We start from the raw sequence: 12,085 nt of genomic DNA on the forward strand, positions 1-12,085 counted from the left end.
ACGGTCCTAGTCCACGACGAGACCGTGCGCCGCCGCGAACGCCACCGCCGTCGCCAGGTCGACCCGCGCACCCGCGAGCCCGGCCTGCACGAGCGAGTTCGCGTCGAGCTTCGCGCCCCGCAGGTCCGCCCCGGTGAACGTCGCCCCGCTCAGCCGCGCGCCGAGCAGGTCGGCGTCCCGCAGGTCCGCGTCGCGCAGGTCGGCGTCGGTCAGGTTCGACTCGCGCAGCCGCAGCCCGCGCAGGCCGGCCCCGCGCAGGTTCGCGCGGCTCAGCCCGGACAGCGTCAGGTCGGTCTCGGTGATCGTCATCCGGCGCAGCGCCGCCTGCTGGAACGACGAGCCCATGAGGCTGCACGAGACGAGTTCGCTGCCGGTGAGGATCGTCCGGTCGAACGTGCAGGACCGGAACGCCGTCGCCGTGTGCCGGGAGGAGCCGAGATCCGTCCGGGTGAAGTCGCACCGGGTGAACGTGCAACCGGAGGTGACGAGCCCGCGCAGGTCCGCCTCGGTGAAGTCGCACCCCTCGAAGGAGCGTCGTTCCCACTTCTCGTCGGTGAGCACGGCGTCGGAGAAGTCCTCGCCGGTGATCGTCTCGTCGTCCACGTCCCTCACCCTGTCACGCCCTGAGAGGCTGCTCACCGCGGCGTGGCCGGACAGCGCCGGGTTGGTAACCTGCCGCTGCCGGACAACCCGTCCGGTCTGCGGTCCCGGTGTAGAGACCGCCACTGACAGGCCGGTGTCTCACGCCCCCTGCCGCGTGGTCGCGCTCGGGAGCTCCGCCAGCGCAACGTCATTCGGGAAGGCCCATGACCCGCACCCCCGTGAAAGTGACAGTCACCGGTGCCGCCGGCCAGATCGGCTACGCACTGCTGTTCCGCATCGCCTCCGGGCAGCTGCTGGGTCCGGACACCCCGGTCCACCTGAGCCTGCTGGAGATCCCGCAGGCCGTCGGGGCCGCCGAGGGCACCGCGATGGAGCTGGAGGACTGCGCCTTCCCGCTGCTGTCGCGCATCGACATCACCGACGACGCCAAGACGGCGTTCGACGGCGTGAACGTGGCCCTGCTCGTCGGCGCCCGTCCGCGCGGCAAGGGCATGGAGCGCGGTGACCTCCTGCAGGCCAACGGCGGCATCTTCAAGCCCCAGGGCGAGGCCATCAACGCCGGTGCCGCCGAGGACGTCCGCGTGCTGGTGGTCGGCAACCCGGCCAACACCAACGCCCTCATCGCGCAGCAGCACGCGCCGGACGTCCCGGCCGAGCGCTTCACCGCGATGACGCGCCTGGACCACAACCGCGCCCTGTCGCAGCTCGCGAACAAGCTCCGCGTCCCGGTCTCGACGATCTCGAACCTGACCATCTGGGGCAACCACTCCGCCACGCAGTACCCCGACCTGTTCCGCGCGAAGGTCGACGGCCGCGTCGCCGCCGAGCTGGTGGACGACCAGGAGTGGCTGGAGAACACCTTCATCCCGACCGTCGCCAAGCGCGGCGCGGCGATCATCGAGGCGCGCGGCGCGTCGTCCGCGGCCTCCGCGGCCAACGCGGCGATCGACCACGTCCACACCTGGGTGCACGGCACCGCCGAGGGCGACTGGACCTCCGCCGCGGTCGTGTCCGACGGCTCCTACGGCGTGCCGGAGGGCCTGATCTCCTCGTTCCCCGTGACGGCCCGCGACGGCCGCTACGAGATCGTGCAGGGCCTGGAGATCGACGAGTTCTCCCGCGCCCGCATCGACGCCTCGGTGGCCGAGCTGGTCGAGGAGCGCGACGCGGTGCGCGCCCTGGGCCTGATCTGACCTCCTCGCCCGCGTCCGCCCGCGGCTCCCGTGCTCCGGCACGGGAGCCGCGGGCGTTTCCGGTGTTCGACCCGGCCCGGCCCGGGTACGTTCCGGTCATGATCCCGATCGACGTCAGCGATCCCTCCCGCATCAACTGGCCCGTTCCCGAGCCTGAACTGCCCGAGGGCGTGCACGTGGCGCTCGCCGAGGCGGCGCAGGCGGCGGCCACGGCCTACCGGGCCGCCCGGCACACCCACTCGCGGCGCGAGCTGCGGGAGGAGGTCGCGCAGGGCGCGGACGGCACGCCCACCATGCGCGTGGACGCGCTGGTGGAGGACGCCATCGCCGAGTCGGCGCACCGCAACGGCGTGAACCTGCTGTCCGAAGAGGCCGGGTTCCTCGACCACGGGTCGGCCGTGACGCTGGTGATCGACCCGGTGGACGGTTCGGCGAACGCGGCGCTGGGCGTGCCGCTGTCGTGCTTCGCGGGCGTCGTCGCGGTGGACGGGGTCGCGACCGAGGCGCTGACGCTGTGGTTCGACACCGGCCGCACGTGGTTCGCGCGGGCCGGTGAGCCCACGCCGTACCGCACCAGCGGCCGGACCGCGCTCGACGGCGCGTCGGTCAACCTGATGCGGCCGAAGCGGGGCACGGAGGAGGCCTGGCTGCGCGTGTCGAAGCGCGTGGAGCGCACGCGCTCGCTGAGCACGACCTGCCTGGAGACGGCTCTGGTGGCCGAGGGAGCGGTGGACGCCTTCGCCGACTGCGGCTCCGACACCCACCGGATCATGGATCTCGCCGCGGCACTCGTGACGGTGCCGGCGGCGGGTGGCGTGCTGCTCGACCTGCACGGCCGCCCGCTGTCCTTCGACCCCGATCTGACCAGGCGCTGGTCCGGAGTCGCGGCGGCGACGCCCCAGCTCGCCGACGAGCTGATCGCGACGATCCTCGGCTGAGGAGCTCCGCGACCCGGCGGCGGTCCGGTGCTCGCCGCGCTGCGAGCACCGGGCTTCTACTCGTGTTCGCGCTGTTCGACGATGCAGTTCGGGCCGGGGAAGACCACTCCCTCGTGCCCGTCGGAGAAGCGCACGAGGTACGGCGGCGCACCCTCCTGGTCGCCACGCACCTCCAAGACCTCGCCGAGGCCCTCGTCAGCGCCGATCATCCGGCCCAGGACGTGCAGCCGGTCACCCACTGTCGCGTGCATGAGCACCACCTCCGGTCCGTCCCAGGGTAGGACGCGACCGGCCGGCGCGACAGTGGAGGAGGGGGTGATGGAGAACGGGTGAATCAGCCGCCACACGCCGTGTTCAAAGCGGTCAGCCGATCGGCCTTCTCCTGCAACCAAGTGGTGGCGTTGGCGGGGTCGAGGTCGCTGACGCTCACTTCGTGCAACTTCGCGGAGGCGTCCGTGAACGCGTCCTTCAGCGTGGTGTCACCCGCCTTCGCGGCCAGCTCGTCCAACTGGGCGGCCTTCGCGTGGGCCTCGTCCACGGCCTTCTGCGGATCGCTCACGTCCGGGTTGAAGCCCATGATCTGCACGGCCTCCAGGCAGAGCTGGGTCTTGCTCACCGTGTCGTTGACGGCGTTGGCGGTGTCCGACGCCTCCTGGAGCGCACCGCACGCGGTCGCGGTCCCCCCGAGACCGAGGGCCAACAGCACCGTCGCCACCTGGCGCCCTGCACGCATCGCGACTCCGTTCGTCAGATCTGTTCCTCTCGTCCGACTCTACCGATCGGCGCACCGTTCCCGCGGGTGTGCGGCAGCCGCACCACGTCGCCGACCCGGCGGGCAGTGCGCCTCGGCCACCGGCACCGTCGCTCGGGACGCGCGAGTCGACCGTTCGAGCACCACCGGCCGACCGCGGGAGCCCGGCCTCGTGGCCGGGTCAGCGCGACCCGAACGCGCTCGTCGTGAGCGCGCCGCCCTCGGGACGCGTGGCCAGGCAGTGGAAGTAGGAGCGGTCGCCGTCGGTGAACCCGACGGCCTCCCGCTGCCACCCGGTCGTGTCCACCGCTGGCCGGGTGTTCGTCCGCATCGCCTCGGGTGTGCACACGCCCGCCACCTCGGCCGACACGAGCAGCTCGTCGCTGGGCACCGCCGGGACGGGACCCGACAACCAGCCCCCGGCGAACGCCTCCCAGCGGTGCTCGGTGCTGCAGTCGGCCGTGCGGCGGGCAGCGGCCGGAGAGCCGCCGAAGTTGTTGATCCCGAGGTAGCAGGTCGGTTCGGCCACGCAGAAGCCCGTGTCGCACACCGCGAGGAACGGCGGTGCGTCCTCCTGCTCCTGCCGGGCGGAGGCCGGGGAGGGGCCGCCGCTGCCGCTGACCGCGTCGTTCTCCCCCAGCAGCCACACGCCGGCGGCGACACCGGCGAGCAGCACCAGGGCTCCGGCGAGCGCGAGCACCCGGTGCGGGCGCGACGCCGACCGCGGTGGTGGCGGTGGTGTGCCGCGCAGCTCGTCCCGCAGCTGGGCCGCGCTGGGCGTGCGCCGCGCCGCGTCCGGGTGCAGCGCCCGGACCAGCACGTCGTGCAGGTCGGCCGGAACACCGGGCACCGGCGGAACGGCCGACCGCAGCACCTCGCCGAGGTGGTCGAACGACTCGATCGGCCACGGCACCGGCCGCGGCGGCTTGCCCGCGAGCAGGTCGTAGAGGGTCGCGGCCAGCGCGTAGACGTCACCGGCGGGCGTGGGGGCCGCCATCGCGAACGCCTCCGGCGGCGCGTAACTGGGACTCAGCGCGTCGCGCGTGACGGTGCTGCCGCCCGCCGCGTCGAGCAGCGCGGCGAGACCGAAGTCGGCGAGCTTCGCCGTGCCGTAGCGGTCGACGAGGACGTTCGCGGGTTTGACGTCGCGGTGCAGCACGCCCCCCGCGTGCGCCACCGCCAGCGCGTCCGCGAGCTGGTGCCCCAGCTGCCGCACCCGCTCGGCGGGCAGCGGCCCCTCGCCGTCGAGCACGTCGGCCAGCGACCCGCCCGTGCACAGCTCCATGACGAGGTAGGGCGTGCCCTGCGGCGTGATGTTCGCGTCGTGCACCCCGACGACGTGGGGATGCCCGGAGAGCCGCGCGGCGGCGTGCGCCTCGCGCAGGAACCGCCGCTGGTCCCGCTCGGAGACCAGCACCCGGTTGTCGATCTTCACCGCCACGTCCCGCCCGAGCTGGACCTGCCGGGCCCGGTACACGGTGGCGAACCCGCCCCGGCCGAGCGGTCGCAGGTCGACGAGGCCGGGGATCTGCGGCGCGAGCACGGCTCGGACCCTACCGGGGAGGCCCGGCAGGACCGCTCGGTCGAGGAGTTCGCGACGAGTTCGCGGACACGCTCGCGGTGACACCGGTGTCGTGCGCGAACAGAATCGTCGGACGACCGCCTTTCGCCCGTCGCTCCGGCGTGCCCCGGTGTCGCGCGGGTTCGGTGCGCACCGCGTCGAGCCCGGCGCCGCGCCGGGCTTTCCGCGCTCTCGGGAACCGGCTGCCCGACGCGCCGGACGAGTCGGAGCGCGCCACTGCGCTCGGGAGTGCGACGCGCTGGAGTTCGACGTCGGGGTCGGAGTCGACGAGGGGAGGGTGAGCGCCGTGCCCGTCCGCGTGGGTAGCTGGTCGAGCGTCGAACTGGTGGGCACGTGCGTCAGCTGCGCCTCCGAGCTGAGCGGCGTCGGCCCCGCCGGTCACGTGGCGGTGGTCGAGCAGGTCTGCTCCGGACCGGCGGAGGCGCACCCGGCCGCCGAGCGCAGGCGGTCGTCCGTCGGCGAACTCCCGCTGCCCGTGGTGTTCGTCGACGTGCGCGGCCGATCAGTTGGCGCGGCTCGGGGAGAAGCCGCGGACGCGGAAGCCGCGCCTCTGCTCCTCGTGCCGCTGCAACTCGCCGTGCAGGGAGCTCAGCACCTGCAACGCGCCGGTCAGGACCGGCACGGACCACTGCACGAGCTGGAGCTTCCGCCGCGCGCTCTCGGGGTCGCCCGGCACCGGTGCGGTGGTGTCGGTGTCACCCGGCAGCGGCGCGGTGGTGCCGGTGTCGCTCGGCAGCGGCGCGGTGGTGCCGGTGTCGGGCCGGTCCTGCTGAGCCTGCGCGCCCAGCACGCGCGCGTAGACCGTGGCCGCGACGGCCGCGCCGGTCAGCAGGCCCTTGGCCACCGAGGACGAGCCCATGCCCTGCTGGTGCAGGATGCGGTCGCGGTGCAGGACGGTGAGAGCCGTGGCGCCGACGAGGTGGGCGGTCATCGCCACGGCGTTGACCGGACCCCACTTGTTCCAGCCGGTACCGGCGATCTGCGCGGTTCTGCGCTCGTCGCCCACGGCGTCGGCGGCCGCGTTCAGGCCGACCACCCCCATGAGCGAACCGCCGAACCAGGCGCTGAGACCGAGGTCGTGCAGTGAGCGGATGACCGTGTTGCGTTGAGACACCGTGGTCCTGCCCTTCATCGGGTTGCGTCCCGCTCGGCTACCCGGAGGCGGTCGGGTCACGCCTGATGCGACCAGCGGGTTCGGGTGAACCGCGGGCGGAGCTGTCAGGCGCCCGCCGCCCGTGCCGAGGACACGACCTGGCGCAGCAGGACCCGCAGCGCCTCGCGGTCGACGGTCGCGGGGTCGGCGGCGAGCCACTCGCCGATCTCGCGCACGAACTGCTCGGGCGTCATCGGCGGCGCCGGGCCGTCGACGTCGCCGTCCGTGGTCACGTCGCCCGCCCGGCTCGGGTAGATCAGCAGCGCGCCCCGCACCTCCAGGTGCGGAAGCAGCTCCTCGAACACCTCGACCCCCTCCGCGATCCGCACCGAACCGCCGCGGAACGGGTGGCCGTTGCGCCACACCTCGCCGTCCTCGTCGCCGCTGTAGTGACCGGGCAGCCAGGTCTTGGACTCGACGAGCACCAGCCGCGACCCGCACAGCACGGCGTGGTCGACGTCGGCGAACACCGAACCGGGCCAGGAGAGCCCGTGGAAGATCCGCACACCGGGCAGCCGCGTGAGGTACTGCCCGAGCAGGTCGGCCGTCAGCCGCTCCGCGCCCTGCTCGGCCGGTCTGCCGTAGACCACGCCGAGGTCGAACTCCGCGGCGAACGCCCGGTCGGCGCGCAGCGCGGTCAGGTAGCGCCGCATCAGCCGGAACACGCCCACGGCCGCCGCGACGACCAGCGGCAGCCACACGGCCCACAGCAGCGCCGAGAAGCCGATGGGCACGGCCAGCACCAGCAGCAGCGTCCACCCGGCCAGCGCCGCCAGCGCGGGGGCGTGCCCCGGGCCGCTGGCGGGGACGTAGCGGACGCGCCGCCGCACGTCCACGAGGTGCCACCACGCGATGTCGCCGAGGTCCACGCGCGGCTTGGGCGGCACGAAGTCCGGGTCGTCGCCGAAGTCCCGCAGCCGTCCGGAGCGGCCGGTGCGGCGGTTGCGCGGCGCGGCGGGGCGCACGTGGGTCTGCGGACGGCCGACGCCGCCGTCGTAGGCCCGGCGGCGTGCCGGGTCCTTGAGCGTCTCGTACGCCTCCTGGAGCACGCGGAACGTCCCCGCGGTACCACCGGCGTCGGGGTGCATGACCTTCGCCAGCGCCCGGTACGCCGACTTGATCTCGGCTGCCGACGCGCTCCGGCTCACCCCGAGCATCTCGTAGTAGTCGACCCCGCGCACCGCACCGCCCGTCTCGTCAGCACCGCTGTCGGAGCACCCTATTGGGTTGCCGGGACGGTGCTGGCACAGGCCGATCACCACTAGGGTGGCGACGGGGACCTGTAGCGCAGTGGTTGTCGCACCCCTTCCCAGAAGGGGAACACGCCGGTTCGAGTCCGGCCTGGTCCGCGTGTCGAGCGGCGACGCCCGACCGGAGTTCGCCCGTTCGAGCGGGCTTCACGTCGCACCGCCCGCCGTCCCGGCACCGCGGGGTGAACCCGGGTTGCCGGGCTCCCGAGCCACGCGCACCCTTACCGGCCATGGCGACCTGCGACGTCTGCGGAAACGACTACTGGATGTCCTTCGAGGTGCGCACCGTCGGCGGCGGCGTGCACACGTTCGACAGCTTCGAGTGCGCGATCCAGCGCCTCGCGCCGCGCTGCGAGCACTGCGACTGCCGCATCCTCGGCCACGGCGTCGAGGTGGAGGGCCGCTTCTTCTGCTGCGCCCACTGCGCGCGCAGCGGCGCGTCGGACCTCGGATCGGAGATCAGGGACACCATCGGCTCCCACCCCGGTTAGATCGGCAGGAGGTCGAAAGCGCCCAGGAACGGCATCAGGCCCGCGTTCTGCAGGGCCGCCGCGGCCAGCCAGACGGACAGGCCGGTCACGATCGGGCCGACGATGCCCAGTTCCACCCGGCCACCGGTGCGCATCCGCATCTTCTTGGGCGGGGCGACCGGGTACCACCGCTTGCCGGCGATCGGCACCGGCCACAGGACCGGGCAGCCCTGCTCGGTGACGGCGTCGCCGACGTAGTGGGCGACGCAGCCGATGCCCACGGCGATGCCGCACGCGGCGGCGCTGGCCGGGGTCTGCGCGGTCCACACGACGCACGCCCACGTCATCGCCGCGGACAGACCGGTGATCCACAGCGCGTCCTGCTTGGGGCACCAGTCGTTCATGATCCCGCGCACGGTCAGTCCGCAGAACACGAACATGAGCGCGGGCAGCGCCCACTTCTGGCTGGTCTGCACGACGGCCGTGGTGCCGAGGGTCGCCAGCAGCGCGAAGACCAGCGTGTGGGTGAGGCCGCGGTGCCCGCCGTCGCGGTTGGAGTCGCGCTTGGCCCTGGTCGCCCGGTAGACGAGGCCGCTGATCGTGTTGATGCCGGTGGACAGGCCCTGGCTGATCGCGCCGAACGTGCGGGAGATGGTCGAGCCGGGGTGGTCGAGGTCGGGCAGCAGTGCGGCGCCGGTGGCGAGGACGGCGCCCACCGCCCAGCTCTGCGGGGCGAGCTGCCCGATGGGGTGACCTGGCGCGAGCGCCGTCACCGCCGACCAGGCGAGCAGGCCGCTCATGGCGTGCGTGGGTCCCGTCGACAACTGCCGTCCCCCCGAGAACGTGGATCAAGATCGCTCGACCGGGTGGAAGATTAGCGAAGCGGCCGCACACCCCGTGCGCGCGTGCTCGTCGCGCCGCTGCCAGGATGGGGGTGCGCGGGGTGTGACCGTGCTCCCCTTTCCGCAGGCCGCGGAACAGTTGCGAGCAGATAGCAGTACGCTTGTCTTGCTTGCACCGTCGCGAGAGGAGTGCCCGTCGTATGGGCAAGATCAAGGTTCAGGGCACCGTCGTCGAGATCGACGGCGACGAGATGACCCGGATCATCTGGCAGTTCATCAAGGACAAGCTGATCCACCCGTACCTGGACGTCGACCTCGAGTACTACGACCTGGGCATCGAGCACCGGGACGCGACCGACGACCAGGTCACGATCGACGCCGCCAACGCCATCAAGAAGCACGGTGTGGGCGTGAAGTGCGCGACCATCACCCCGGACGAGGCGCGGGTCGAGGAGTTCGGCCTCAAGAAGATGTGGGTCTCGCCCAACGGCACGATCCGCAACATCCTCGGTGGTGTGGTCTTCCGCGAGCCGATCATCATCAGCAACATCCCGCGACTGGTGCCCGGCTGGACCAAGCCGATCATCATCGGCCGTCACGCGCACGGTGACCAGTACAAGTCGACGAACTTCAAGGTTCCCGGCGAGGGCACCGTCACCATCACCTACACCCCGACCGACGGCTCCGAGCCGATCGTGCACGAGGTCGTGAAGATGCCCGAGGACGGCGGCGTCGTCATGGGCATGTACAACTTCAACAAGTCGATCGAGGACTTCGCGCGGGCCTCCTTCTCCTACGGCCTCCAGCGGAACTACCCGGTCTACATGTCGACCAAGAACACCATCCTCAAGGCGTACGACGGTGCCTTCAAGGACATCTTCCAGCGCGTCTTCGAGGAGGAGTTCAAGGCCGAGTTCGACGCCAAGGGCCTCACCTACGAGCACCGCCTCATCGACGACATGGTCGCGGCGGCCATGAAGTGGGAGGGCGGCTACGTCTGGGCGTGCAAGAACTACGACGGTGACGTGCAGTCCGACACCGTCGCGCAGGGCTTCGGCTCGCTGGGCCTGATGACGTCGGTCCTCATGACCCCGGACGGCAAGACCGTCGAGGCCGAGGCCGCGCACGGCACCGTGACCAGGCACTACCGCCAGCACCAGGCCGGCAAGCCGACCTCCACCAACCCGATCGCGTCGATCTACGCGTGGACCGGTGGCCTGAAGCACCGCGGCAAGCTGGACGGCACCCCCGAGGTCACCGCCTTCGCGGAGACCCTGGAGCGCGTCGTCGTCGAGACCGTCGAGAGCGGCAAGATGACCAAGGACCTGGCGATGCTGGTCGGGCCCGACCAGGAGTGGCAGACCACCGAGGACTTCCTCGCGACTCTGGACGAGAACCTCCAGAAGGCCATGGCCTCCTGATCGTCGTCTCCACCGGAAGGGCCCCGTCACGCTGCGTCGTGGCGGGGCCCTTCCGGTTCTCCTCCCGAGTGGAACCGCTCGGCTCGCCGCACGCCCTCCCACCGGGCGCGGTACACCTGGTGGGAGCAGCGGGAGGTGCGTGGTGGTGTTCAGGTGGTCGGCCGGGATTCCGGTCCGCTGGCTGATCGTGCTCGGCGTCTACGCCGTGGTGGCCGCGCTGTGGACGGCGAACGGCGGCAGGCCCCTCGACGGGATCGACGGGATCGGCGTGGGGCAGCGGCCCTGCCGGATCACCGTGGTCGCGCCCGTCCTCAACGTCCGCTCCGGCCCGGCCGACACCAGGGCGGTCGTGACCACCATGACCCGCGACACCGTGACGAACGCCGAGCGGGTCGTGGAGAACGGCTACCGGATGCTCGACCGGAACCGCTGGGCCGACGAGGACCTGATCGAGCCGACCTCGGACAGCGACTGCTGACGGGCGCGGGTGACCGCTGCTGGCAGAGTGGTCCTCCCCGAGGACGACGACGAGGAGCGGACGACGATGATCTTCCGGTGGTGGCGGAGGCGCGTCCACGTGCCGACCGCGTGCGCGTGCGAGCCCGAGTGGCCCGGACTCGTCACCGAACTGGACGGACACCGGATGCCGGCGCTGCCCGACCCCGGGGGCAGCGGAGTGCTGGTCCTGACGCTGGGCCTCGTCGCGCACTGCACGGGGTGCTCCGCCCGCTACCCGTCGGGCTGGCGGGTCGCGGACCGCGTCTAGGCTGACCAGGTGCTGACCGTCTCCACCGTCAACGTCAACGGCCTGCGCGCCGCGGCCAAGAAGGGCTACTCCGAGTGGCTCGCGGCGACCGAGGCCGACGTGGTGTGCCTCCAGGAGGTGCGCGCCGAACCCGATCAGCTCACCGCCGAGGTGCGTGAGCCGGAGGGCTGGCACGTCGTGCACGCCCCCTGCGAGATCAAGGGGCGCAGCGGCGTCGCCGTTCTCACCCGCACCGCCCCCGAGGCCGTGCGCGTCGGCTTCGGCGCGCCGGAGTTCGACCTCAGCGGACGCTACGTCGAGGTGGAGCTGCCCGGTCTGGTCGTGGCCAGCCTCTACCTGCCCAGCGGTGACGTCGGCACGCCCAGGCAGGACGAGAAGGAGCGCTTCACGGCCGCGTTCCTGCCGCACCTGGTCGAACTGAGGGCCAAGGCCGCCGCGGACGACCGCGAGGTGCTGGTGTGCGGCGACTGGAACATCGCCCACACGCAGGCCGACCTCAAGAACTGGAAGACGAACCAGAAGTCGGCGGGTTTCCTGCCCGAGGAGCGCGCCTGGCTGAGCCGCGTCTACGACGAGGCCGGTTACGTCGACGTCGCGCGGCGGCTGCACCCCGGCGTCGACGGGCCCTACACGTGGTGGTCCTACCGCGGCAAGGCGTTCGACAACGACTCCGGATGGCGCATCGATCTCCAGACCGCCACGCCCGGTCTGGCGGGGCGCGCGACGAGCGCCGTGGTGGAGCGCGCGGCCACCTATGCCGAGCGCTGGTCCGATCACGCACCGCTCACTGTCGTGTACGACTACCCGACGCCGTGATGACCCGTTGTCGTGCAATGGGTCCTTCTGTGTGAACGGATTGCGCCGAAAGAGTGTGAACGATCTTGATTTGAGCTGACAGATCGGCGCCGTTCGGCTTCCGTACACCTCGACTTCGCTGCTGTTCAACCCCGCGCTGCCACCGTTCTGAGGACCGAGCGTCTTCTCGAACGGGAGCAGGCCCAGATGCGTTGCGCACGACGTGACTCACCGGTCCTCCCGGCGACGGGACGCAGATAGGTGCCCCCCAAGTCGCACGGCTCGCCGTCGCCGTCTCCCGGTTCGTCGGGGAACAGCGGT

Annotated in this window: 14 protein-coding genes and 1 tRNA gene; 8 read left to right on the forward strand and 7 right to left on the reverse strand. The window is 72.1% G+C overall.

Annotation, left to right across the window (positions count from 1 at the left end; genetic code table 11):
* Positions 1-6: 6 nt before the first annotated feature.
* Entirely contained in the window at positions 7-603 is a 597-nt protein-coding gene (locus tag IMZ35_RS15970) for a pentapeptide repeat-containing protein (RefSeq protein ID WP_199441855.1), read from the reverse strand.
* A gap of 203 nt (positions 604-806) precedes the next feature.
* Between IMZ35_RS15970 and IMZ35_RS15975 the strand changes: the two genes are divergently transcribed.
* Both IMZ35_RS15975 and IMZ35_RS15980 read left to right on the forward strand, forming a co-directional pair.
* The gene (locus IMZ35_RS15975) at positions 807-1,796 is read left to right on the forward strand and encodes a malate dehydrogenase (protein WP_199441856.1); all 990 of its coding nucleotides are present in this window, start codon (positions 807-809) and stop codon (positions 1,794-1,796) included.
* A gap of 98 nt (positions 1,797-1,894) precedes the next feature.
* On the forward strand, positions 1,895-2,734 hold the full coding sequence (locus tag IMZ35_RS15980) for an inositol monophosphatase family protein (RefSeq protein WP_199441857.1): 840 nt from the start codon (positions 1,895-1,897) through the stop codon (positions 2,732-2,734).
* A gap of 56 nt (positions 2,735-2,790) precedes the next feature.
* Here the strand turns inward: IMZ35_RS15980 and IMZ35_RS15985 are convergent, their stop codons facing one another.
* The 5 genes from IMZ35_RS15985 to IMZ35_RS16005 form a co-directional block, all read right to left on the reverse strand.
* Entirely contained in the window at positions 2,791-2,985 is a 195-nt protein-coding gene (locus IMZ35_RS15985; RefSeq protein ID WP_199441858.1) for a DUF1918 domain-containing protein, read from the reverse strand.
* A gap of 83 nt (positions 2,986-3,068) precedes the next feature.
* Positions 3,069-3,467, reverse strand: coding sequence for a bacteriophage spanin2 family protein (locus tag IMZ35_RS15990; RefSeq protein ID WP_199441859.1), 399 nt, complete (start codon positions 3,465-3,467; stop codon positions 3,069-3,071).
* Between the two features lie 199 nt (positions 3,468-3,666).
* Complete coding sequence (locus IMZ35_RS15995) at positions 3,667-5,028, reverse strand: serine/threonine-protein kinase (protein WP_199441860.1); 1,362 nt, start codon at positions 5,026-5,028, stop codon at positions 3,667-3,669.
* 541 nt (positions 5,029-5,569) lie between these two features.
* Positions 5,570-6,181, reverse strand: a complete 612-nt coding sequence (locus IMZ35_RS16000; RefSeq protein WP_199441861.1) for a hypothetical protein — start codon at positions 6,179-6,181, stop codon at positions 5,570-5,572.
* 104 nt (positions 6,182-6,285) lie between these two features.
* Positions 6,286-7,401, reverse strand: coding sequence for a J domain-containing protein (locus tag IMZ35_RS16005; protein WP_199441862.1), 1,116 nt, complete (start codon positions 7,399-7,401; stop codon positions 6,286-6,288).
* A gap of 95 nt (positions 7,402-7,496) precedes the next feature.
* On the opposite strand from IMZ35_RS16005, the gene IMZ35_RS16010 reads away from it, so the two are divergent.
* Together IMZ35_RS16010 and IMZ35_RS16015 are read left to right on the forward strand one after the other, a co-directional pair.
* Positions 7,497-7,569, forward strand: a tRNA-Trp gene (locus IMZ35_RS16010).
* Positions 7,570-7,700: 131 nt separating this feature from the next.
* Positions 7,701-7,961, forward strand: coding sequence for a metallothionein (locus IMZ35_RS16015; RefSeq protein WP_199441863.1), 261 nt, complete (start codon positions 7,701-7,703; stop codon positions 7,959-7,961).
* On the opposite strand, the gene IMZ35_RS16020 is transcribed toward IMZ35_RS16015, so the two are convergent.
* Entirely contained in the window at positions 7,958-8,764 is an 807-nt protein-coding gene (locus tag IMZ35_RS16020) for a metal-dependent hydrolase (protein WP_199441864.1), read from the reverse strand. The two genes, IMZ35_RS16015 and IMZ35_RS16020, sit on opposite strands and share 4 nt — an antisense overlap.
* Positions 8,765-8,982: 218 nt before the next feature.
* On the opposite strand from IMZ35_RS16020, the gene IMZ35_RS16025 reads away from it, so the two are divergent.
* The 4 genes from IMZ35_RS16025 (at position 8,983) to IMZ35_RS16040 (ending at position 11,785) form a co-directional block, all read left to right on the forward strand.
* Positions 8,983-10,203 carry an NADP-dependent isocitrate dehydrogenase gene (locus IMZ35_RS16025; protein WP_199441865.1) on the forward strand — a complete coding sequence of 407 codons (1,221 nt, stop codon included), beginning with the start codon at positions 8,983-8,985 and terminating at the stop codon, positions 10,201-10,203.
* A 142-nt stretch (positions 10,204-10,345) separates the two neighbouring features.
* A complete protein-coding gene (locus IMZ35_RS16030; protein ID WP_199441866.1) occupies positions 10,346-10,681 on the forward strand; it encodes a hypothetical protein in 336 nt (111 codons plus the stop codon).
* Between the two features lie 27 nt (positions 10,682-10,708).
* Positions 10,709-10,969 carry a hypothetical protein gene (locus IMZ35_RS16035; RefSeq protein ID WP_199441867.1) on the forward strand — a complete coding sequence of 87 codons (261 nt, stop codon included), beginning with the start codon at positions 10,709-10,711 and terminating at the stop codon, positions 10,967-10,969.
* Between the two features lie 9 nt (positions 10,970-10,978).
* Positions 10,979-11,785: an exodeoxyribonuclease III gene (locus tag IMZ35_RS16040; protein ID WP_199441868.1), complete on the forward strand. Its 807-nt coding sequence runs from the start codon at positions 10,979-10,981 to the stop codon at positions 11,783-11,785.
* Positions 11,786-12,085 lie beyond the last annotated feature (300 nt).

The sequence above is a fragment of the Umezawaea beigongshangensis genome (genome assembly GCF_016464305.1).
Taxonomy (GTDB): Bacteria; Actinomycetota; Actinomycetes; order Mycobacteriales; family Pseudonocardiaceae; genus Umezawaea_A; species Umezawaea_A beigongshangensis.

Coding starts and splice junctions, on each gene's coding strand:
- IMZ35_RS15975 (WP_199441856.1), top strand. CDS start 807: ATGACCCGCACCCCCGTGAAAGTGACAGTCACCGGTGCCGCCGGCCAG.
- IMZ35_RS15980 (WP_199441857.1), top strand. CDS start 1,895: ATGATCCCGATCGACGTCAGCGATCCCTCCCGCATCAACTGGCCCGTT.
- IMZ35_RS15985 (WP_199441858.1), bottom strand. CDS start 2,985: ATGCACGCGACAGTGGGTGACCGGCTGCACGTCCTGGGCCGGATGATC.
- IMZ35_RS15990 (WP_199441859.1), bottom strand. CDS start 3,467: ATGCGTGCAGGGCGCCAGGTGGCGACGGTGCTGTTGGCCCTCGGTCTC.
- IMZ35_RS16015 (WP_199441863.1), top strand. CDS start 7,701: ATGGCGACCTGCGACGTCTGCGGAAACGACTACTGGATGTCCTTCGAG.
- IMZ35_RS16025 (WP_199441865.1), top strand. CDS start 8,983: ATGGGCAAGATCAAGGTTCAGGGCACCGTCGTCGAGATCGACGGCGAC.